At 74.1% G+C, this 19991-nt stretch carries 22 protein-coding genes and 2 tRNA genes; 11 read left to right on the top strand and 13 right to left on the bottom strand.

Annotated elements, in window-relative coordinates; all coding sequences use genetic code 11:
- Window positions 1–17: 17 nt before the first annotated feature.
- The 3 genes from ACVGV0_RS21165 to ACVGV0_RS21155 are packed head-to-tail and all read right to left on the bottom strand — an operon-like array spanning window position 18 to window position 2055.
- Window positions 18–725 carry a B3/B4 domain-containing protein gene (locus tag ACVGV0_RS21165; RefSeq protein ID WP_459157439.1) on the bottom strand — a complete coding sequence of 236 codons (708 nt, stop codon included), beginning with the start codon at window positions 723–725 and terminating at the stop codon, window positions 18–20.
- 38 nt (window positions 726–763) lie between these two features.
- Window positions 764–1180: an FMN-binding negative transcriptional regulator gene (locus tag ACVGV0_RS21160; protein ID WP_459157438.1), complete on the bottom strand. Its 417-nt coding sequence runs from the start codon at window positions 1178–1180 to the stop codon at window positions 764–766.
- 38 nt (window positions 1181–1218) lie between these two features.
- Window positions 1219–2055 (bottom strand): EamA family transporter, encoded by an 837-nt coding sequence (locus ACVGV0_RS21155; RefSeq protein WP_459157437.1) that lies wholly within the window; start codon window positions 2053–2055, stop codon window positions 1219–1221.
- A 114-nt stretch (window positions 2056–2169) separates the two neighbouring features.
- Here ACVGV0_RS21155 and ACVGV0_RS21150 point away from each other — a divergent pair, with 114 nt between their 5' ends.
- Window positions 2170–2754: a helix-turn-helix domain-containing protein gene (locus ACVGV0_RS21150; protein WP_459157436.1), complete on the top strand. Its 585-nt coding sequence runs from the start codon at window positions 2170–2172 to the stop codon at window positions 2752–2754.
- A 138-nt stretch (window positions 2755–2892) separates the two neighbouring features.
- Here ACVGV0_RS21150 and ACVGV0_RS21145 read toward each other — a convergent pair whose 3' ends face one another.
- The 4 genes from ACVGV0_RS21145 to ACVGV0_RS21130 form a co-directional block, all read right to left on the bottom strand.
- A complete protein-coding gene (locus ACVGV0_RS21145; RefSeq protein ID WP_459157435.1) occupies window positions 2893–3633 on the bottom strand; it encodes a zf-HC2 domain-containing protein in 741 nt (246 codons plus the stop codon).
- A gap of 96 nt (window positions 3634–3729) precedes the next feature.
- Window positions 3730–4287 carry an RNA polymerase sigma factor SigC gene (gene sigC / locus ACVGV0_RS21140; RefSeq protein ID WP_459157434.1) on the bottom strand — a complete coding sequence of 186 codons (558 nt, stop codon included), beginning with the start codon at window positions 4285–4287 and terminating at the stop codon, window positions 3730–3732.
- A gap of 111 nt (window positions 4288–4398) precedes the next feature.
- The gene (locus ACVGV0_RS21135) at window positions 4399–5028 is read right to left on the bottom strand and encodes a hypothetical protein (protein WP_459157433.1); all 630 of its coding nucleotides are present in this window, start codon (window positions 5026–5028) and stop codon (window positions 4399–4401) included.
- 88 nt (window positions 5029–5116) lie between these two features.
- The gene (locus ACVGV0_RS21130; RefSeq protein WP_459157432.1) at window positions 5117–6112 is read right to left on the bottom strand and encodes a cytochrome c oxidase assembly protein; all 996 of its coding nucleotides are present in this window, start codon (window positions 6110–6112) and stop codon (window positions 5117–5119) included.
- A 199-nt stretch (window positions 6113–6311) separates the two neighbouring features.
- Here ACVGV0_RS21130 and ACVGV0_RS21125 point away from each other — a divergent pair, with 199 nt between their 5' ends.
- Complete coding sequence (locus tag ACVGV0_RS21125; RefSeq protein WP_459157431.1) at window positions 6312–7733, top strand: PepSY-associated TM helix domain-containing protein; 1422 nt, start codon at window positions 6312–6314, stop codon at window positions 7731–7733.
- Here the strand turns inward: ACVGV0_RS21125 and ACVGV0_RS21120 are convergent.
- Both ACVGV0_RS21120 and ACVGV0_RS21115 read right to left on the bottom strand, forming a co-directional pair.
- A complete protein-coding gene (locus ACVGV0_RS21120; RefSeq protein ID WP_459157430.1) occupies window positions 7679–8362 on the bottom strand; it encodes a M48 family metalloprotease in 684 nt (227 codons plus the stop codon). The genes ACVGV0_RS21125 and ACVGV0_RS21120 overlap by 55 nt on opposite strands.
- The gene (locus tag ACVGV0_RS21115) at window positions 8356–8508 is read right to left on the bottom strand and encodes a hypothetical protein (protein WP_459157429.1); all 153 of its coding nucleotides are present in this window, start codon (window positions 8506–8508) and stop codon (window positions 8356–8358) included. The genes ACVGV0_RS21120 and ACVGV0_RS21115 overlap by 7 nt, the downstream gene beginning before the upstream one ends.
- Before the next feature lie 282 nt (window positions 8509–8790).
- On the opposite strand from ACVGV0_RS21115, the gene ACVGV0_RS21110 reads away from it, so the two are divergent.
- Complete coding sequence (locus ACVGV0_RS21110; protein WP_459157428.1) at window positions 8791–10314, top strand: arylsulfotransferase family protein; 1524 nt, start codon at window positions 8791–8793, stop codon at window positions 10312–10314.
- A 10-nt stretch (window positions 10315–10324) separates the two neighbouring features.
- Here the strand turns inward: ACVGV0_RS21110 and ACVGV0_RS21105 are convergent, their stop codons facing one another.
- The 3 genes from ACVGV0_RS21105 to ACVGV0_RS21095 all read right to left on the bottom strand — a co-directional run bounded on the left by ACVGV0_RS21105 (window position 10325) and on the right by ACVGV0_RS21095 (window position 13032).
- Window positions 10325–11191 (bottom strand): Abi-alpha family protein, encoded by an 867-nt coding sequence (locus ACVGV0_RS21105; protein WP_459157427.1) that lies wholly within the window; start codon window positions 11189–11191, stop codon window positions 10325–10327.
- A 1-nt stretch (window position 11192) separates the two neighbouring features.
- A complete protein-coding gene (locus ACVGV0_RS21100) occupies window positions 11193–12497 on the bottom strand; it encodes a hypothetical protein (protein ID WP_459157426.1) in 1305 nt (434 codons plus the stop codon).
- A gap of 229 nt (window positions 12498–12726) precedes the next feature.
- Complete coding sequence (locus ACVGV0_RS21095; protein ID WP_459157425.1) at window positions 12727–13032, bottom strand: DUF6191 domain-containing protein; 306 nt, start codon at window positions 13030–13032, stop codon at window positions 12727–12729.
- Window positions 13033–13097: 65 nt separating this feature from the next.
- Between ACVGV0_RS21095 and ACVGV0_RS21090 the strand changes: the two genes are divergently transcribed.
- Window positions 13098–13406 (top strand): hypothetical protein, encoded by a 309-nt coding sequence (locus ACVGV0_RS21090; RefSeq protein WP_459157424.1) that lies wholly within the window; start codon window positions 13098–13100, stop codon window positions 13404–13406.
- A gap of 10 nt (window positions 13407–13416) precedes the next feature.
- On the opposite strand, the gene ACVGV0_RS21085 is transcribed toward ACVGV0_RS21090, so the two are convergent.
- A complete protein-coding gene (locus ACVGV0_RS21085; protein ID WP_459157423.1) occupies window positions 13417–13833 on the bottom strand; it encodes a TIGR03668 family PPOX class F420-dependent oxidoreductase in 417 nt (138 codons plus the stop codon).
- Window positions 13834–14088: 255 nt separating this feature from the next.
- On the opposite strand from ACVGV0_RS21085, the gene ACVGV0_RS21080 reads away from it, so the two are divergent.
- The 7 genes from ACVGV0_RS21080 (at window position 14089) to ACVGV0_RS21050 (ending at window position 19884) form a co-directional block, all read left to right on the top strand.
- The gene (locus ACVGV0_RS21080) at window positions 14089–15078 is read left to right on the top strand and encodes an alpha/beta hydrolase (RefSeq protein WP_459157422.1); all 990 of its coding nucleotides are present in this window, start codon (window positions 14089–14091) and stop codon (window positions 15076–15078) included.
- 322 nt (window positions 15079–15400) lie between these two features.
- On the top strand, window positions 15401–18157 hold the full coding sequence (locus tag ACVGV0_RS21075) for a putative bifunctional diguanylate cyclase/phosphodiesterase (protein WP_459157421.1): 2757 nt from the start codon (window positions 15401–15403) through the stop codon (window positions 18155–18157).
- A gap of 140 nt (window positions 18158–18297) precedes the next feature.
- Window positions 18298–18370, top strand: a tRNA-Thr gene (locus tag ACVGV0_RS21070).
- A gap of 84 nt (window positions 18371–18454) precedes the next feature.
- Window positions 18455–18530, top strand: a tRNA-Met gene (locus tag ACVGV0_RS21065).
- Window positions 18531–18599: 69 nt separating this feature from the next.
- A complete protein-coding gene (gene rpmG, locus ACVGV0_RS21060) occupies window positions 18600–18764 on the top strand; it encodes a 50S ribosomal protein L33 (protein ID WP_459157420.1) in 165 nt (54 codons plus the stop codon).
- 233 nt (window positions 18765–18997) lie between these two features.
- Window positions 18998–19459 carry an FAS1-like dehydratase domain-containing protein gene (locus ACVGV0_RS21055; RefSeq protein ID WP_459157419.1) on the top strand — a complete coding sequence of 154 codons (462 nt, stop codon included), beginning with the start codon at window positions 18998–19000 and terminating at the stop codon, window positions 19457–19459.
- Window positions 19456–19884 (top strand): MaoC family dehydratase, encoded by a 429-nt coding sequence (locus ACVGV0_RS21050; protein ID WP_459157418.1) that lies wholly within the window; start codon window positions 19456–19458, stop codon window positions 19882–19884. Before ACVGV0_RS21055 ends, ACVGV0_RS21050 begins: the two co-directional genes overlap by 4 nt.
- Window positions 19885–19991 lie beyond the last annotated feature (107 nt).

Below are 19991 nucleotides of genomic sequence, written 5' to 3'. Positions count from 1 at the left end.
GGTGATGAGCTCTCCGGTCAGACCGCGACTCGGGGTCGTGCTGGGGTGAGGTGGTCCACTGCGGTCCGCTCCGCGTGCGGGGACAGCAGCGCGCGGAGTTCCTCGGCTGCGGTTCCGAGGAGCTCGCCGTCGCGAGTGGACTGGAGGGTCTCGAGGACGAAGACCACGTGCGCGGAGTCTTCGGTGACGCGGGTGCGGTGGGCGTCGCGGTGGTTCCAGTGGCGGGTCAGGACGCCGGTGGTGTCGGTGTAGATGATCTCGCCGTGCCCGGGGTTCTCGAGGGTGTCGGGTTCGCCGAGCGGGGTGAAGGACTCGGTGCCGTCGGCGTGGCCGATGACGACGTCGCCGGTGACGTGGTCGAGGTCGAAGGCGCCGGCGGGCAGTCCGTGGTGGACGGAGACGGCGTTGTAGGAGTCGACGGCCGGGTTGATGCGCGGCAGGGCTCCCTTCTTGGCCAGGCGGCGGCCGAGCGCGTCGACGCTGGGACGGGTGCGGCGCGGGTTGGTGCCGAAGGAGCGGTAGGCGGTGTGCCAGGCCGCGATGCGGGGGTCGGTCTCGTCGGCGGGCTGCCAGGTGCCCTCGGCGAGCTGCTGTTCCAGCCGTTCGAGGGCGGCGGTGGTCCCCGGCCAGGGTTCGCGGCCGCGCAGGCCGGTGGCGGTGACCAGGGCGATGCGGGCGTCGCCGAAGGCGTCCGCGATGGCGGGAGTGAGGGAGAAGGCGGGCATGGGGCTCTTCCGTTTCCGGTGTGCGGGGCGGGCGGTGGTCAGGAGTTCCAGGGACCGATGCGGTCCAGCCGGCGGCGCAGCAGTTCGGCCTTGGTCTCGGGGTCGTCGACGATGCTGGCGCGGCAGGTGAACTGCACGGCCGCGTAGTAGCTGGTGGGCACCCCCTCGGACGGTGGGGTGCCGGCCTTGGCGCGCCAGGCGCCGGGGACGAAGGCGTAGTCGCCGATGACCGCGACGGCGACGTTCGGATCGCGCTCGATCGCCGTCCACACCGGATTGGGGCGGGCGAGGTGGACGAGCAGGTGCTCGCCGTCGCAGGTGAAGTGGGTCGGCACGACGGTGGGCGGCTGTCCCGGCGGGCCGTTGACGCGCAGCTGCCCGAAGTCGTGGCCCTCGGCGATCCAGTCCTGCCGTTCGGCGTCGTCGAGGCCGGCGTCCCAGGGATGCACCAACATGCTGTCCTCCTCGATTCGGTGAGCGGGCGCACGCGCGTTCAGGTCACGGCCAGCAGGCTCACGGCGACGGCGGCGGTGCCCAGGCCGACGAGCTGGCCGCGGTGGACCCGCTCGGCGGTCACGCCGCAGGCGAGCAGGACCGTGCCGGCGGGGTAGAGGGCGACGACCACGGCGACGACGGCGAGGTTGCCGCTGCGGGCGGCGAGCAGGAACAGCAGGTTCGCCACCGAGTCCAGCACGCCCGCACCTGCCGAGATCGCGTACGCGGGGCGTTCGGGTCCCAGCTTGCGGTGCACCAGTCCCGCCGCGGCCAGGGTGACGCCCGAGGAGACCGCCCGGCCGACGATCAGCGGAGCCACCCCGCTGTCGGACGGAGCCTGGTGCAGGCAGATCAGCTGGCCGGCGATGGCCGCGCCCGCGCCGAAGGCCAGCAGCAGCGCGGTCCGCGAGGGCCGCGCCGAGCCCGCGCCGGGGCCGGCGCTGACCAGCACCACCGCCACCAGCGCGAGCGGCAGGCCCACCGCTCCGGCCGTGGTCAGGTGCTCGCCCTGCAGCAGGCCCGCACCGACGGGCAGCGCCGCGGAGACCAGCGCGGTCACGGGGGAGAGCACGTTCATCGGCCCGATCGCCAGGGTGCGGTAGAGCAGGACGAACGCGGCGGCCGAGGCGACCCCCGACGCGGCACCCCAGACCAGCGTCGCGGGGCCGAACGACGCGCCGAGCACCGGCCACAGCAGCAGTTCGACCGCGAGGCTGGCCGGAGCCGCGACCACCACGGTCCGCAACGCGTGCGCCTTGCGGGCACCGAGACCGCCGAAGAAGTCGGCGCACCCGTAGGCCAGCGAGCTGCCCAGGGCCAGCAGCAGAGCGAACACGGCACATCCTTACTTTCAATGGAACGACCAGACTGTACATTGAACCGACCGAAGGGTGTCAACAAAACGACCGCGCGGTGCAGTAAACTGTCCAGCAGCGAGGAGGGGGCTCCGATGATCGAGACGGCCGCGGCCCTGCGGGCGGTCGCGCACAACGTCCGCGCGGCCCGGCTCCGCGCGGGCCTGTCGCTGGATGAGCTCGGCCGTCGCGCCGAGGTCAGCAAGGGCGCCCTGGTGGGGCTGGAGAAGGCCGAGGGCAACCCCAACCTGGCCACCCTGGTGCGCCTGGCCGACACCCTCGGCATCTCCGTGTCCGCCCTGATGCAGGGGCCGGCCGAGGACCGCGTGCGCGTGGTGACCACCGACGAGGTGGCCCCCCTCTGGAGCGGTGCGCGGGGCGGTCAGGCCCGGCTGGTGCTGACGACCTCCGGCGCGGCTCCGACCGAGCTCTGGCGCTGGCAGCTCGAACCCGGCGAGGAGTACCCCAGCCACCCCCACCAGGCCGGCGTGGTGGAAACCGTCAGCGTCATCGCCGGCCGGATGACACTGCTCGTCGACGGCACCGAGTACGCCGTCGAGGCCGGGCAGACCGCCACGTTCGACGGCGACGCCCCGCACGCCTACCGCGGCGCGGGCGCCGGGACCTGCCACTTGATCATGACCGTCCACCTGCCGCCCGGACCCGCCTCCCCCGCCTGATCCGGCGCGGCGGAGGGTGCGCGCTCACCCGAGCCGGCCGGGCACTTCGCGATCGGAGCGGCGCAGCGCGCCTCCGCGGCACCAGGCCGGTCGGGGCGGCCGACCGGCCGGGGGTAGCGGGTTCGCAGCCGCTCCGCGCTACCCCGCTCGGCGGAGTCCCGCGGGCGGGAGCGGGCCGCGGTGGTCCTCCGCGTCCCCGGCGGGTGCGCGGCGGCGCTCGGTGCTGCCGACGTCGTCGGGGGAGTCGCTCCTCCGGGGCTCCTCGGCGGCCGGCTGCGATCGCCGGTGCGTGGTGCTGCGGTGCACCAGCAGCAGGCAGACGAGGCCGAGGACCAGCAGTCCGTGCGCGGCCAGGCGGGAGACGGACACCGCGGAGTTGGCGAAGTCGACCGCGCAGAACCCCGTGAGCACGGCCAGGAACGCGGAGAGCACGGGGATGAGCCCCGCGCTCGCGCGCACGCGGTAGGCGCACCAGAGCAGCCCGAGGCCGAGCGCGAGGTTCCACGAGGTGCTCTCGTTGAACAGGTGCCCGGCGGTCAGCGCGCGTTCCGCGTGGTCCCCGCCGGACCCGGGCAGGCCCGTCAGCTGCGAGGCGCCGAGCGCGATCTGGCACACGGCCACGCAGGCGAGCAGCACGCGCGGCCAGCGCGCCGGTCGGCGCGGCCGGCTCGCCGCCGCCTCCACCACGGACCGGGACACGTCCGGGACGGGGTGCACCGGGCGGAGGCGCAGCGAGCGGGACAGGTCGCGTGCGCGCTGCTCCCACGACCGGCAGGCCGAGCACTCCGCGAGGTGCTGCTCCACGTGCTCGGCCGGGACGGGCGGGGCTTCCCCGTCGAGCCGGGCCGAGAGCGCTTCGCGGCAGGTGTCGCAGTCCACGTCCATACTGTCGTGCGGCAGGTGGGCGCAGTTCCCGCGCGGCCCGCGCGAGCGGGCGGAGCGGTGGGGCAGGTGTCGCATCGGTGCTTCCTCGTCCTACCCGGTTCCTTCGGAGGGCTGGTGCTCGGAGGCGAGCAGGTCCTCGCGGGCGCGCGCCACGCGGGAGCGGATGGTGCCGACGGCGCAGCCGCACACGCCTGCCGCTTCCTGGTACGACAGGCCCAGGACCTGGGTGAGCAGGAGCGCTTCGCGGCGCTCCTCGTCGAGCCCGCTGAGCACCAGGTTCACCTCGACGAGGTCTTCGAACCCGGCCGCGACCCGATCGCGGTCCGCGGCGGACGTCCAGTCGAGCCCGGTGTCGGTCCGGGGGCGGGACCGCTCGTAGCGGATGTTGTCCACGACGACGCGGCGGGCGATGGACAGCAACCAGACCCGGACCGAGGAGCGCCCGGAGAAGCGGCGGAGCGCTTTCAGCGCCCGCAGGTAGGTCTCCTGCGCCAGGTCGTCCGCCGCGCGGACCCCGGCGCGGTGGGCGATGAAGCGCCACACGTCGCGCTGCGTTCCGGCAACGAGCTCCTCCAGCGACGCGTGGTCACCGGCACGGGCGGCGAGCGCCAGTGCGGTGAGGCGATCGTCCTCGGACTGGGAGCGCATGGGGGTACCCTAGCCATCCGGTCGGGGGAGCGACGACGTCCGGCCGCGGGGTGTGCACGGCGTCATACCGCCGGGCAGGCGCCGGATTCCGCGGGACCTCGCCCGGCGGGCTCAGACGAGGGAGGCCGCCAGCATGTGCCCCATGCCGGCCGCCATCAGCGCGAGGCTGACCCGCACGGCGGGGGTGCTGTCGGCGACCAGTCCGACGCCCGCGCCCCGCTCCACCGGTGCGGTCGCGGGACCGCCCGCCGGCACGGTGGCCGCCGTTCCGACGGTGGCCGGGCGCACGACCGCGACGCGGCTCCACAGGTCGAAGGACCAGGCGATGACCTGCAGGGCGAGGTAGACGACCAGGACGGCCGTCACCGCGGCGGGTCCCCGCATGGGCAGGGCCAGCATGTAGACCATGACGAGCTTGTCGACCGCCGCGCCCGCCCACAGCGGGTTGAGCACCCCCTCGCGGCGGCGCAGCACGACCGCGGTCGCGGCCTCCGCGGCGGCCAGCAGCACGAAGACCGCGAGCCCGAGGCGGAACGTCGCCGAATGCCCCATGTGCGGCATCGCGTACATCAGCAGCATGCCGACGGCCATGATCGTGTGCCCGACGTGCCACCAGCGCGGCTGACTCCGCATCGATGCCGCGTGCCAGACGTGCACCGCGGTGATCGCGAGGAAGACCGCGGACCAGGCCCAGCGGGCCCACTCGGGCAACAGCGGCGTGCTCATGGCCATGTGGTCCACGGGCGCGACTCCTTCTGCTTCGACTCCGCCTCCGGTCACGGAGTCGGGTGACGATCGCGGGAAGTTCCCGGCCGAGGCGATCCGGTGGTCAGTGCTCTTCGTCACCCGAGCTGCGCGATCCGCGGTGCAGCCGGGCGAGCATCGCGTTGTAGGCCGCGAGCGCTTCCTCGGAGTCCGCGTCGTCGCCCAGCGACGAGGAGGGGGAGTCCCCGGTCTCGGCGAGGGTGTTGCGGCGGGCCGCCTCCAGCCAGCTGCCCAGCCCGGCCTCGGAGCTGCGCGAGCGCGACCACATGCCGAGGATCACCGCGGCCACCGCCGCCATGCCGGCGTCGCCGAAGAACCACATGATCGCACCGGACAGCTGCTGGTCGGCCAGCAGGCTCGGCCCCCAGCCCGGGTGCGCGGCGGCGAAGGCGGGCGCCACCGGGTGCGGGACGATCATGAGCACCACGCCGACGAGCGTGTCCGGCAGCATGCCCGCCATGAGCAGCACGATCCGCAGCAGGTAGGGCACCCGGCGCCAGCGGACCGGTTCCCCGCCGATGACGGACAGGAACACCAGGTAGCCGCTGAGCACGTAGGCCGCGATCTCGACGTGCTCCAGCCCCGGGTTCTCCAACCGGACCTGCAGGAACGGCGTGAGGTGCGTGCCGATGAGCACGGCGCTGTAGAGGGCGAACCCCACGGCGGGGTGGGTCAGCACCCCCGCGGGCCGCGAGCCCAGCAGCGCTTCCCGGCGGCGCTCCTTCTCCGGCGTCGCCGCTGCGGAGACCCACAGCGACAGCGGGCGTCCCAGGGCCAGCAGGACCGGCACGAGCATGATCAGGATCAGGTGCTGGGCCATGTGCACCGCGAACAGCACGTCGCTGTAGACGCCGACGGCGCTGTTGACGGCGAGCGCCCACGCCACCAGGCCGCCGAGGAAGCAGCACACCCACGACACCGGCCACCGCTGCCCCTTCCGGCGGCAGCTGAGCACGCCTGCCGCGTAGGCGGCGGCCAGGGCCAGCACGACGCCGTCCCAGAGTGACCACTCCCAGCTCGTGAACGCCGAGACCCAGGTCAACGGCTGTTCGGTTCGCATATCGATCGGTGCTCTCCCACGAAAACCGGCCGCACTCGCTCGGTCGCCACGCTACTGCGCCGCTCCGGTGGCGGTTCGAGCCCCGAGGGGCGGGCGCGCCGTCGTGGCGCGCGTCACTGATCCCCGGGGCGGGGAACTCACCGGTGGCTCCGGGCGACTCGGTGGTCAGCAGGATCACCGCCGAGCCCGGAGGCGAACCGTGACCGCCCGGCAGGACAACGCCGCCGCCGAGACCCCCTCGGGGCGCGACGAGGACCCGAGTGCGCAGCGGCGGAGCGGGCGCTCCGCGCTGCGGCCGCTGCTGTGGCGGCTGCACTTCTTCGGCGGGCTGCTGGCCGCGCCGATCGTGCTGTCGCTGGCGGTCACCGGAATCCTCTACGCCTGGAACCCGCAGATCGAGCAGCTGCTGCACCGCGATGCGCTCACCGCCGTCTCCGACGGGCCGCCCCGACCGCTGGGCGAACAGGTGCGGGCCGCACGCGCCCAGCACCCGGGCTGGGACGTGTCCACCGTGACCCCGCCGGCTCCGGACGCCCCCCAGGGGGAGGAGACCACCGGCGTCGCGCTCGCACCGCCCGAGGCCGGGTCCGACAGGTTCGGCCAGCCCGCGGGGGCCACCACGGTCTACGTCGATCCGGCCTCGGCGAGGGTCACCGGCGAGATCGTCGAAGCGGAGCGCCCGGACGAGTGGCTGCGCAACCTGCACTCCAGCTGGCGCCTGGGCCCGGTGGCCGAGCCGCTGACCGAGCTGGCCGCCAGCTGGGTGCTCGTCTCCCTGCTCACGGGGCTGTACCTGTGGTGGCCCCGCGACCGCCGCGCGCTGCGGCGGGCCTTCCGGTTCTCCCGCCCCGGCCGGGCGCGCTGGCGCTCGCTGCACGGCACGCTCGGCGTCGGGCTCCTCCTCGGCTTGGCGCTCCTCGTCGGCACCGGGTTGACCTGGACGAACTACGCCGGCGGCTGGATCGACCTGGCCCGCTCGCAGCTGCACTCCGACACGCCCGCGGTGTCCACCCAGCTCGCAGGCACGGCCGCGGCCGGAGACCACGCGCCCGGACGCGGTTCCGACCCGGCGGCCGAGCAGCGCTCCGCGGACGTCGACCGGGACGTCGAGCGGGTCGCCGCCGCCGCGCGGAACGCCGGGCTCGGCGGGGTGGTGGAGCTCGAACCGGCGCAGCAGCCCGGGCAGGCGTGGACGGCCACCGTCGAGGACGACCGCTGGCCGATCACCGCCACGAGCGTGGCCGTCGACCCCGACACCGGCCGGATCGCCGATCGCGTCGAGTGGAGCGACTACCCGCTGCTGGCCAAGGCCACGACGCTGGGCATCGCCTTCCACCAGGCCCAGCTGTTCGGGCTGGTCAACCAGGTCGGGTTGACGCTGCTAGCCCTCGGCACCACCGCGCTGGTCCTCGCCGGCTGCCGCACGTGGTGGCTGCGCCGCCCCGCCGGGGGCCTCGGCGCACCACCGCGCGCGGGCCCGCTGCTGCGCACCGTCCCGGTACCGCTGCTGCTGGGCTTCGCGGTGCTCGCGGTTCTGCTGCCCGTGCTCGGCGCGTCCTTCGCGGCCTACCTGGTCGTCGAGCGGGCCGTCCGCGCGGTGCGCGCTCGGGCGCGGGCGTAGCCCCCGCGCCACCGGCAGCGCGGCGGCCTCGCCGGAGCGCGTGCACCCGTCAGGCGCTGCCGCCCTGGGCGGGCTGGTGCTCGGCGCTCCAGGAGGCGAGGATGCGCAACCGCTCGTCGGTGGCGCTGCCCGCCTCGGCGGTCCCGCGCCACCGCCGCGTCGCCGGCCAGCACGCACCCGCGCACCACTGGCCGGACCGCGCGGTGGAACGCGCCCAGTGCCCACCGGCTCGTCGCGACCAGGTCGGCTTCGGCCAGCACGGCGCGCACCTCAGCGGAGGGCAGGGCCGTGCGGCGCAGCCGCGCGCCGGGGGTGCGCCAGCCGGCGAGTTCCGCGGCGATCGCGAGTCGCAGACCGTCCGCAGGGCAGGCGCTAACCGCACCGGCGCCGAGGCGCAGCCGCCACCGGCCCCACCGCGGTCCCAGCCACTTTCCGTCGCAGCGCGCCACCGCCGCGACGTCATCGCTGACCAGCAGCTCGGACACCGTTGCGACGTCGGCCATCGCGGCGGCCTCGTCGACCAACCGCCACAGCCAGGGGAACTCGGCTCGATCCATCGCCACACCCGGCCGCTCGGGCGGCGCGTGCAGCAGCGCCCGCCAGAACGGCCACAGCAGCGCGATCAGCACCGCGATCGTGACCAGCGGGACAGCGCGCCGAACCGCTTCTGCTCGACCAGCCGCAGGGCAAACTCGAACCCGGCCAGCAGCACCAGGAGCGGACCGGCCACCAGCACGGCCGCGAGCAGGAGGTAGCAGATTCCGCGTCGCCGCACCCCGCCGAGTCTGCACCATCCGCCCGTGCGCACGGGGGCTCGTGGAAGAACCGCTGTGCGGGCGATTCCGGTGCGGTAGCCGTCTCGCGGTCGTTCAGCGCTGCCCGCGCCGCCGGTTGTCGCCCCTGGTCCGGGCAACACTCATGTGGTAACCCGTACGGGTGTTTCATCCTCGGAGGGTGAAACAATTCGGTGGGGCAAGCCCTCAACGGTCGATGCGACTCGCACGTTCCCCCGGCTTGCGCCTCCGCGGGGCGTAGCAGGACCGGAGGGAACCGCACCATGCCTGAACGGGCGCAGCGCGCCGACGCAGCGAACTGCCTCCCGCGTTCGGGCCGGCGCGGCCCGCGCACGGCCGCGGTGATCGTGCTCGCCCTCGCCTGCGCGGGCCTCACCGGCGGCAGCACGGGGCCGTTCCGCGAAGCCGGGCACCGCTACGTCACCCGCCCCGACCTCCACCCGCCGCGCACCGAGGTGACCGTGCCGCCGCGCGGGACCGAAGACGGCTACATCCTCCGCTCGCCGGTGAACTCCGACGAGGCGGCCATCCCCACCACCCGCGAATCCCCCGGGCAGTCCGGCGCCCTGATCACGGACGAGCGGGGCGAACCCGTGTGGTTCCACCCGGCCGAGCCGGGCGAGGCGATCTTCGACCTGCAGAAGCAGCAGTACCGCGGGCAGCCGGTGCTCACCTACTGGGAGGGCGACCTGATCGCTCCGCCCGGATACGGCGAGGGGACCGCCGTGATCCGCGACCGCTCCTACCGCGAGATCGCCCGCGTGCAGGCGGGCAACGGGTTCGACGCGGACATCCACGAGTTCCGGATCACCCCGCGGGGCACGGCGCTGCTGCTCGGCTACCGGGCCGTCCCCGCGGACTTGCGCCCGGTCGGGGGGCCGGCGGACGGGCGGCTGCTGGAGAACGCGGTGCAGGAGGTGGACATCGAAACGGGAGAAGTGCTGCTGGACTGGCGCGCCACCGAGCACATCGGACTCGACGAGTCCTACTTGGAACTGCCGGAGGACACGAAGGCCGTTCCGTGGGACTACTTCCACGTCAACTCGGTCAATCTGGACCACGACGGCAACCTCCTGCTCTCGGCGCGCAACACGCACGCCGTGTACAAGATCGACCGGAACACCGGGCGGGTGCAGTGGCGGCTCAACGGCACGGAGACCGACTACTCCCTGCCGCCCGAAGCGCAGTTCCAGTGGCAGCACGACGCGCAGCGGCGGCCGGACGGGACGATCAGCCTGTTCGACAACGGCGTTCCGGAGAAGGAGCGCTCCCGCGGGCTCGTCCTGCGCCTCGACGAGGAGGCGGGCACGGCCGAGGCCGTCCGGGAGGACTGGCGGCCCGCGCCGGAGCTGAGCCCGAACATGGGCAACTACCAGCTGCTCGGCAGCGGCAACGCCTTCACCGGCTGGGGCGGCGGCTCCGGCTACACCGAGTTCGGCCCGGACCGGTCCGTGCGCCACGAGGCCGAGCTGTCCGGCGGCTTGAAGTCCTACCGCGCCTACCGGGAACCCTGGGTGGGACGCCCCGCGACGGACCCGGACGTGGCCACCCGCCCGGACGGGGACGGCACCGCGGTGCACGCCAGCTGGAACGGCGCCACCGAGGTCGCCCGGTGGCGCGTGCGCAGCGGCCCCGCGCCGGACCGGCTGACCCCGGAGCAGGAGGTTCCCCGCCGGGGGTTCGAGACCGGAGCCAGGATTTCGACCACCGAGGGGTACGTCGCGGTGGAAGCCCTCGACGAGCACGGCGAGGTCCTCGGGCGCTCCGAGCCGACCCGCATCGCGTAGGGACGAGAGCTCACTCCGCGGGCCGCAGGCCGACGACGGTGCACAGGTCCCGGCCGAACGCGGTCAGCTCGATCCGGTAGCGGCGGGTGGACGCGCGGCCGGCTTCGTGCAGGGCCTCGGTGACGGCCGGCTGGATCTCGAGGACGTCGTAGGCGCTCTGCTCGGGCAGCGGTTCGCGGGAGAACGCGATGAGCCCGAGCCGGAGGAGGTTGTCCAGGTAGGCCGGGACGCGCTCGCAGCGGCGGCATCCCGCGTGCTGGCCGATCATCGTGATCCCGCCCGCGACCAGCCGCCCGCCGGAGCCGAACGCGCGCTTCGCGCGCACGTCCACCACCGCCTGCGGCCCCTCGCGCGCGAACAGCCGCAGGATCCGCGCCTCGTCCGGGGAGAGCTCGCTGACCAGCCGCACGTAGGCGGGGTGCTCGCCGTCCACTCCGCGCACCTCGCTGGACGCGTCGAGCAGCGCGGCGAACCGCTCGGACACGCTCAGCTGCCTGGTGGAGGTGGCGCTCCCGCTCGCCTCCACCCGCTCGCGCAGGACCCTGGACAGCGGATCCGGCAGGTCGCTCATGCCCAGTGCGCTGCGCACCGACTCGCGGGCCTCGTCGGCGACCTGCTCGAGCACAGCGTTCGCGGGCTCCCCGGAGAGCGTGCCCTGGAGGACGCGGTGGCCGATGCGCAGCGAGGTGCCCGTGGCCCAGAGGCTCGTGCGCAACGCCCCGTGCGCGAAGACCGTGGCCACACCGGGGAGGGCGCGCAGCACCACGGTGGACGCGTCCTCGTCTCCCGGATCCCGGCCGCGCCCCGGTGCCGGGGCACCGGAGCCGCTCCCGTCGGGGCCGCCCACGCCGTCGTCGCTCACCTCGGGGTCGCTCACGTCAGGCTCCGAAGACCACGACGTGCAGCGCTCCGGCGAGGAGCCCCAGCGCGGCGCCGTGCAGGATCAGCAGCCACTCGTCCTCCTTGATCGCCGACCGGAGGGATTCGGCGAAGTCCGCCGGGCCCATGCTCCGCATGCGCTCGGCGACGAGCCGGTAGATGTTCTCGCTCTGCTTGCGGCTGAAGGCGGCGTCCCGCAGCGACACGTCGCTGAACTGCCCCGCCTTCCGCGCCATCGTCCCGGTCATGCTGCGGTACTGCCGCTGCCCGAGCGTGAACCGCAGGGGGATGTGCACCGAGTCGACCGCGCGGGTCACGGCGGGGCGGAGGTGCCGTTCGATCACCCTGCTCGTGCGGTCCCCGCTCGGCCCGTGGAAGAGCTCCCGGCTGATGTTGTCGAGCGTGATGACCTCGTCGGCGATGATGCGCGCGTAGATGTCGGCGACCTCCCGCTGGCGCCGCAGGAACAGCCCCTGGATCCGCAGCGGTCCGATCCTCCGCGGCTGCACCGGTTCGAAGATCGCGGCGATGGCCAGCCAGTTCGTGACGTGGCCGATCACCACTCCCGCCACGGGCAGGACCCACCAGTGCGGGAACACCGCCGTGACGAAGACCAGAGGGACGCCCAGGAGCAGGCCGAACAGGAAGCCGAAGTGCACGATCATGCGCAGCTCGCGCTTGCCCACCTCGTAGAAGACCTTGTTCGCCAGCGCCGGGTCCTGCTCCATGTGCCGGATGACCATGATCTTCACGTCGAGGATCTGGTCGATGTCCGAGCCGATGCCGCGGGTCACCGACCGGGCGATCTCCGGCAGCTGCCCGGCGAGCCGGTCGTGGATGGCGTCGCGCACGCGGCCGGGCGCCGTGGCCCACAAGGTCGGGTACCAGGTCTTGACGAGGTTGTCGATCAGCGCGTCGATCTCCTTGTCGGAGGTGTGCAGGATGTGCCGCGCGATGACGTCCGGGTCGAGCTGCTCGTAGAACTCCGCCTGGGTGCCGAGCTTGGACAGTCCCTTGTCGACGGCGACGCTGCCCATCTTCGCCGCGCGGGACGGGATGATCCCCTGCCAGCCGAGGTGCCCGTTGCGGATCCCGAGGGGGACCTGGAGGACCTTGCGGGGCAGGAGCTGCGCCAGGGCGGCGAGCCCGGGAACCCGGACGCCGCGGAAGCGCACCGGGTAGAACAGCATCCACACGCCGGTGGCGTTGGTGATCCACCCGATCACGGCGGTGAACAGGGGGATCGACGCGTAGTGGACGGCACCGCTGGTCTCCACGAGCGGAAGAGGCGATGCCAGGTCCATCGTTCACCCCGTCGACGTGCGGTGCCGGATCGGCCGCGAAGCACGGGGTGCGGGCTCGTGCGGACCGATCCCGCGCCGCCGGCCCGGTGCCCCCGCGGACGCGGCCGTGCGCCCCTGTCCGCCTGCCGTTGCGCGCTCGGCAGTGTAGATCAGGGCGCACCCGCGTGGCCATGCTCGCCCGCGCAACCGTCCCGCGGTGCCCGAGCTGCGCCGGGCCCTCGCTGCGCTGCTACTGCGCCGCTGCGCCCGGTTCGCGCGAGTCCGCGGGGCTCAGGCGCACCACCCCGGAATCGAGGTCCAGCGGTCCGCCGCCCGCGCTCGCGGAGCGGTCGTCCTCGGTGACCAGCTCGACGCGCCGCAGGTGCTCCTGCTGGTGCTGGGCGCCCGGGTTGAACAGGCCGTCCACGCCGAGCACCGCGCCGGCGGCGGGCCGGTGCTCGCGGGCGGGGCGGTGCTCGCGCCCCGCCCCGGACGTCCGGTCGGTGGCACGCCGCCGCCACCGCCGCCGTGCCCGTCCCGCCCGGTCGATCGCCATGCCCTCCACCATACGGCTCCGGGCGCGGTCACCGCCGCCACCGCGCGGGCCAGTACGGTGGGACCGTGTCGGACCCGCGCGAGATTCAGGTCGCCACCGCCGAGCTCGGTGAGCTGTCCGCGGCGCTGGACGTGGTCGACGAGCGCGCCGTGCTCAACCACCGCTACCGCAAGCTCATCCACACCTCCCGCGAGGAGCTCGCCGCCGAGCACGTGCGGCTGTCGCAGGCCCGCGGCATCGCGAAGCGCCTCATGGTGCTCGCCCGGGCCGGCGGCGAGGGGTTCGCCGAGTCGCTGCCGGCGGAGGAGCGCCGCGCCCTCGACGACGGGTTGGCGAAGGCCGACGAGCTGGTCTTCCACACCGAACCCGGGTGAGCCCCGCCCCTCACGCGCCGCCGGACCAGCCGCTCCAGGTCTCGACGGTGACGACGATCAGCTCACCGGAGGGCGGCTGCCGGCGGTACTGCTCGTAGCGCTCGCACAGCGCCCGCACCAGCTCCGGGTGCTCGGCGGCGGTGGAGATCGCCGCCGTCCCGTCGGCGCGCACCCACCACAGCCGGCTCCAGTCCGCGTCCTCGTAGTGGTCGGCGAGCAGCGACACGCGGGGGTTGGCCTCGATGATCCGCAGCCGGCGCAGCCGCCGGCCGCTCTTCGGCTTGTGGTCGACCGCGGTGACGACCTGGTCGCCGCGGGCGGCGAAGGTCACCGGGACCAGGTGCGGACGCGTCCCGTCGGAAGTGGCCAACCGCGCCACGCGCGCCCCGCCGAACCAGCAGCGGGCCTGCTCCGCGGACAGCCGCACCGGTCATCCCTCCTGCTTCGCCGCACCGCAGCAGCACCCCGTTCCCGGGACACCGGGCCCGGGAGGATCCAGGTGCATGGTGCCACCGCGCTCGGGGGCCGCGCCCGCGCTGCGGACGTGCCGGGCAGGCTGCGGGCGCGCGGGGATCGCCGCCGGGCGCAGCGGGCTGCTCCGAACGTCCGAAGGCCCCTGCGCCACCCGGAGGCCGCGGTTGCGCGAACTTCGCGTTCCGCCCCGATGTCCTATGTTCGGGGTGTGCCTTCGTGCGCTTCGACCGCCGGCGACATGGCCGGCCCCACCTACCGCGACAGCGGTCACTGGCGGCGGTACCAGGAGTTCTTCCCGACAGCGCTGCGCATGCCCGAGGGCGGCGCGCCGGACGAGGAGTGGTGGCGCGGGTGCGCCGGGCGGATCCACCTCGACCGCGTCGCGCGCCCGGAGGCCCGGGCGAAACTGCTCGTGCTGCACGGGGTCGGCACCTACGGCCGGATGCTCGCACCCTTCGGCCGCCTGCCGGGGCTCTCCGAGTACGAGTTCCTCGCACCGGACCTGCCCGGTTTCGGGCTCAGCCGCGAGAACCGCGACCGGTGCTGCCCGGCCAGCTACACCCGGTGGGTGGAGTGCCTGCGGCTGCTCGTGCGGGCCGAGCGCGCCCGCGACCCGCGCCCGGTCGTGCTGTTCGGGCTGAGCACCGGCGGTCGTCTGGCCTACGACGTGGCCGCCGCGGGCGCCGACGTGGCGGCGGTGATCGCCACCTGCCTGGCCGACGCGCGGCACCCGGCGGTGCGCCGGAGGCTGGCCGCGCACCCCGGCTACGCCCGGTGGGCGCGGGCGCTGCCGTTCGTCCCCCCGCCGCTGGACGCGGTGCGCGTGCCGATGACGTGGGTGGCGAACCTCGCCGCGGTCAGCAACAACAGCCGGTTCGCGCAGCTGGTGCTGGCCGACCCGCTCGGCGGGGCGAGCGGGCTGCCGCTGCGCCTCGCGCGCACCTGCCTGGGCAGCGCGCCGGTGGTGCCGCCGGAGGTGTACACCGGCCCGCCGCTGCTGCTGGCCTGCCCGGACGAGGACCGGTGGTTGCCGCCCGCGGTCTCCCGCGCGTTCCTCGCGCGGATGGACGTGGCCCCGGGCGGGCCGACCCGGTACGCGCCGCTGCGGGGCGCGGGGCACGTGCCGGTGGAGGAGTCCGGACTGGCCGACCTCGACCGGGCCGCGCGGGACTTCCTCGACGAGTTCGAGCCGGGCTGAGCCCCCGCGGCCACCCGCCTGCTACGGAACGCGTCCGCGGGAACGCGAAGCGTGCCCTTCCGGCTGCGTTGTGCTGATGATTGTCACACCGCCCGGGTTTCCCCTCCGGCGGGCGTTCGGAGCAGGTCATCGCGGGGTCCCGGACGCGGTGCGCGTTGCGCGCCCCCCTCCCGCGGGTGCGGGCAGCGCGCAGTCTGGCCTCATCCGCTGTTCGTGGGGGAGGATCAGCCCGTCGGACGCTGTTCGTGCGGTGGGACCCGGCTCGACGAGCCGGGTCCCACCGCACCGGTGGGCCCGGACCAGCGGGCGGGGAGGTGCGCTGATGATCCAACGTCACCGCCCGCCGCATTCCGACGCGGAGGTGCGCCCCCCGGTGCGCTCCGATGCGGACCCGGTCCGCCGCAGGCGGTTCCGGAAGTTCTCCGGGGCGGTGCTCGGCTGCGGGCTCGTCGTCGCGGCGCTCGTCTCCTGGTGGCTGCCGTTCCGCTACGACGGGGACCTCTTCCTGGCCGCCCCGGCGCTGTTCTTCGGGTTCCTGCTCGCCGAGCGGTTCACGATCGACGTGGACGTGCGGCGCGTCGGCTGGACGATCTCGTTCACCGAGATCCCCCTGCTGATGGGGATGCTGGTCGCGCCGTTCGAAGTGGTGCTGATCGCGAACGTCGGCGCGGGGCTGGCGGCGAACCTGGGCAGGCGCGCGGCGACCCACGCGGTGTACAACTCCGGCGTCCTCCTGCTGGAGACGGCGCTGCCGTTCGCCGCGGCCCACGCGCTCAACCGGGCGCTGCTCGGCCTCGCCCCGCAGTGGTTCGGTCCCGTGGTCGGCACGCTGATGTCCTCGCTGATCAGCTGCGGCTGCGCGCTCGCCGCGGTGTACGTGCTGGGCGGGCCGATGCGCATCTCCGGTGGCGTGCGCCTGGCCGTGCGCACGTTGGCGGTCGGGCTGTTCAACACCGCCGTCGGCCTCGTCGGCTACGAGGTGACCCGCAGCACGGCCTGGGGGTGGCTGCTGGTGGTGCTCGTCGCCACCGGGGTGGCGGTGCTCTACTGGGCCTACTCCGGCCTGCTGCGGGAGCAGCGGGACCTGGAAACGCTCAGCGACGTGAGCCTGCGCGTGGCCCGCTCCGGCCAGACGGCGCGCTTCTCCCGCGACGCGCGCAGCGGGGGTGACGAGGGCTGGGCCGCGGAGTGGGATCCGATGGCCGAGCGCATCCGCGAGCAGCTCAACGCCAAGCGCGTCGTGCTGCGGCTGCTCACCGACCCGAACCGGGCGGAGGAGGGGACGGCCACCGGCGCGGAGCAGCACCGGAAGCGCGCGCACCCGCCCGCCGGCGGCTCCGCGCCCGCCCCGGCCGAGCACCGCCGGAACGGGCACCGGCGGAGCGAGCACCGCACCGTCGTCGCCGGTGAGGAGCTGCCACCGGAGGCCGCGGAGCTGCCCGCCGGCGATCCGCTCTCGCTGCTGCCGGGGGAGCACGTCCGCTCGTACCGCGTGGGCGACGCGCCCGAGGAGGTGCGCGGGGCGCTGGCCCGGCGCGGCGCCTACGAGACGCTCGCCGCGCCGCTGCGCGGGGCGAACCAGCTGCTCGGCACGATCGAGGTGCACGACCGGTTGAGCCGCTGGCGCGGTTTCGGGCGCGCCGACGTGCGCCTGCTGCACACGCTGACCAGCCACCTGGCGACCGCGCTGGACAACCGGCGGCTGCTGGCGCGGCTGCGGCACGACGCCTACCACGATCCGTTGACCGGGCTGCTGAACCGCACCGGGTTCTGCGAGGTCGCGGCGGGGCACATCGCCGACCTGATCTCCGGGCGGTGGGCGGACCGGGGGCGCGGGGCCGTGGTGCTGCGGGTGGACCTGGAGGTGCACACCACGGTCAGCGAAGCCCTCGGCCACATGTGGGGCGACCGCCTCGTGATCGCGGTGGGCGAGCGGCTGCGCGAGCAGCTCGGCGCGGTGCCGCTGGCCCGCCTGGAGGGGGACTCGTTCGCCGTGCTGCTCCTCGACCACACCGAGCAGGAGGCGCACGCGGCCGCCGAGCGCCTGCACGGCGCGCTGAGCGAGCCGTACCCGCTGGACCGCATCGTGATCGAGGCCACGGCGGTGGTCGGGTACGTGTCGACCCACCCCGGCGACGGCGAGCCGGAGACCGACGTGGACACGCTGCTGCAGCGCGCGGACATGGCGCTGCGGGCCGCGCGCAGCGGCGAGGACGGGGTGCGCGGCTACGCGCCCGCGATGGGCCAGGTGTTCCTGCGCCGGTTCCAGCTGGTGACGCAGTTCCGCCACGCCTTGGACTCGGGGCAGGTGGAGGTGCACTACCAGCCGAAGGTCTCGCTGCCGCGGTCCCGCGTGATCGGCGCCGAGGCCCTGGTGCGCTGGTCGCACCCCGAGTACGGGCGGCTCGATCCGGACGAGTTCGTGCCGGTGGTGGAGGCGACCGGCCTGGTGGACGCGCTGACGGCGTTCGTCCTGGAGTGCGCCCTGCGCAAGGTGCGTGAGTGGCTCGACCGGGGCATGCGGATGTCGGTGGCGGTGAACCTGTCGGTGCGCAACCTCGGCGACGCCGAGTTCCCGGACCGGGTCGCCGAGGGGCTGCACCGGTACGGGGTGCCGCCGGAGCTGGTGACCTTCGAGCTGACCGAGTCGAGCGTGATGGCGGATCCGGAGCGCTCGTTGCCGGTGCTGCGGCGGCTGCACGCCCTCGGGGTGGTGCTGGCGGTCGACGACTTCGGCACCGGGTACTCCTCGCTGGCCTACCTGCGGCGGCTGCCGGTGGACGAGGTCAAGATCGACAAGAGCTTCGTGCTCGGCATGGGCACCGACCTGTCGGACATGGCGGTGGTGCGCTCGATCGTGGAGCTCGGGCACTCGCTGCACCTGGCCGTGGTGGCCGAGGGCGTGGAGGACGACGCCGCCCGGGAGCAGCTGGTGGAGATGGGCTGCGACGTGGGGCAGGGCTACCTGATCTCGCGACCGCTGTCGGAGCAGCGGTTCGAGGCGTGGCTGGACGCGCGCACCGCCCGGGACGCGGTCCCCGGCGGCGAGGAGGTCCTCACGCTGCTGCCGCGGGCGTGAGCCGCTGCCGGGGCGGTGCCGGAGTGAGCTGCGCGCCGGGCGGCCCGGCGGGAGTGCCCAGCGGAATCGCGGGAAACCCACCCCGCTGCACGTCCGCGAGCGCGGGGTGTGTAAAGTATGAATCGCTCCGCACGGAGCACGCCCCAATAGCTCAGTCGGTAGAGCGTCGCCATGGTAAGGCGAAGGTCTGCGGTTCGAGTCCGCATTGGGGCTCGACAAGCGACTGCGGTGCTCCAGGGTCGAGTGCCGTGGTCGCTGGGCATGGGATATCCTGTGTTGGCCGGGATTCCCAGGCATGGCGGTGTAGCTCAGTCGGTAGAGCAAGCGGCTCATAATCGCTGTGTCGTCGGTTCGAGTCCGGCCACCGCTACCATGAGTTGGGTCCCCGGCGTGTCCGCCAGGACCGTCCAGGAATCAGACCGAGCAGAGAAAGGCACCTCCCGTGGCCGCCACTGACATTCGCCCCAAGATCACGCTGGCGTGCGAGGAGTGCAAGAACCGCAACTACATCACCAACAAGAACCGCCGGAAGACTCCGGACCGGTTGAACTTGAAGAAGTTCTGCAACACCTGCGGTCGGCACCAAGTGCACAAGGAAACCCGCTGAGCCAGCGGTAACCAGCCATCGAGAACCCGCCCCCGGAATGCCCGGGCGGCGGGTTCTTCGCGTGTGCGCTGGGTCTCCCGCGGCGCGGGATCTCCCAGCAGCACCGGGTTGCCCGCGGCGCGGGCTGCCGGCAGGACTGGTTCTCCCGCGGGGCGGGGTTTCCGCAGCGCCGGGCCGCGCGGGCTTCCCCGGTGGTGGAACCGGCCGGAACGCGCGCGGGTAACCTTCCGGACGTGCCGCTCGACCAGTCATTCACAGGACGTGAGTACCCCGCCGGCGACGCCTACGAGGTGGGGCGGGAGAAGATCCGCGAGTTCGCCGCGGCGATCGGCGATCCCTCGCCGCTGCACCGGGACTCCGAGGCCGCGCGCGCGGCCGGGTACGCCGATGTGATCGCACCGCCGACCTTCGCCGTGCTGCTGTCCATGCGGGCGCAGGAGGCGCTCGTCGCGGACGAGGAGCTCGGCCTGGACTACAGCCGCGTGGTGCACGGTCAGCAGGAGTTCCTGCACCACCGGCCGATCCGCGCGGGAGACCGGCTGGTCAGCACGGTGCACGTGGACGATGTGAAATCCCGCGCCGGCAACGATTTCCTGACCGTGCGCGCCGAGATCGGCACGGAGTCGGGGGAACCGGTGTGCACGGCCACGTCGACGCTCGTGGTGCGCGGGACGGCAGCGGAAGGGGACGCATGATGCCGCGGATGTCCGAGGTTGCGGTGGGCGAGGAGCTGCCCGCGCTGCACGTCCCGGTGACCCGGGCCGACCTGGTGCGGTACGCGGGGGCCTCGGGGGACTTCAACCCGATCCACTGGAACGAGCGCTTCGCCACCGAGGTGGGCCTGCCGGACGTGATCGCCCACGGCATGCTGAGCATGGCCCTGGCGGGCCGGGTCGTCACCGACTGGACGGGCGATCCCGGCGCGGTCGTGCGCTACGCCGTCCGGTTCACCCGGCCGGTCGTCGTCCCGGACGACGACACCGGAGCGGTGCTCGACGTCGGGGCCAAGGTCGCCGCCAAGGACGAGGAGGCTGGCACGGTGCGGATCACCATCACCGCCCGCAGCGGCGGGCAGGGCGTGCTCGGGGGTGCCAGCGCCACCGTGCGCCTGCCCGCCTAGGGAGTCCGCGGACTCCCTCGCGGCTACCCGATGCCGGGGATCCCGCAGCGAGGCCTCGCCGGAGGCTCCCTCCCACCCGACCCGCTGCACCGGCCGATCCGAGGACT

It is taken from the genome of Salinifilum ghardaiensis (genome assembly GCF_054491345.1).
The sequence above is the reverse complement of the archived record's forward strand: the minus strand, read 5'-3'. Positions and strand labels throughout refer to the sequence as shown.

What these genes read in the sequence shown, in the direction of transcription:
- ACVGV0_RS21130 (WP_459157432.1), bottom strand. Translation starts at nt 6,112, where the DNA reads ATGCGAACCGAACAGCCGTTGACCTGGGTCTCGGCGTTCACGAGCTGG.
- ACVGV0_RS21150 (WP_459157436.1), top strand. Translation starts at nt 2,170, where the DNA reads ATGATCGAGACGGCCGCGGCCCTGCGGGCGGTCGCGCACAACGTCCGC.
- ACVGV0_RS21165 (WP_459157439.1), bottom strand. Translation starts at nt 725, where the DNA reads ATGCCCGCCTTCTCCCTCACTCCCGCCATCGCGGACGCCTTCGGCGAC.
- ACVGV0_RS21095 (WP_459157425.1), bottom strand. Translation starts at nt 13,032, where the DNA reads ATGGCGATCGACCGGGCGGGACGGGCACGGCGGCGGTGGCGGCGGCGT.
- ACVGV0_RS21050 (WP_459157418.1), top strand. Translation starts at nt 19,456, where the DNA reads ATGATGCCGCGGATGTCCGAGGTTGCGGTGGGCGAGGAGCTGCCCGCG.
- sigC (WP_459157434.1), bottom strand. Translation starts at nt 4,287, where the DNA reads ATGCGCTCCCAGTCCGAGGACGATCGCCTCACCGCACTGGCGCTCGCC.
- ACVGV0_RS21100 (WP_459157426.1), bottom strand. Translation starts at nt 12,497, where the DNA reads ATGGACCTGGCATCGCCTCTTCCGCTCGTGGAGACCAGCGGTGCCGTC.
- ACVGV0_RS21160 (WP_459157438.1), bottom strand. Translation starts at nt 1,180, where the DNA reads ATGTTGGTGCATCCCTGGGACGCCGGCCTCGACGACGCCGAACGGCAG.
- ACVGV0_RS21075 (WP_459157421.1), top strand. Translation starts at nt 15,401, where the DNA reads ATGATCCAACGTCACCGCCCGCCGCATTCCGACGCGGAGGTGCGCCCC.
- ACVGV0_RS21110 (WP_459157428.1), top strand. Translation starts at nt 8,791, where the DNA reads ATGCCTGAACGGGCGCAGCGCGCCGACGCAGCGAACTGCCTCCCGCGT.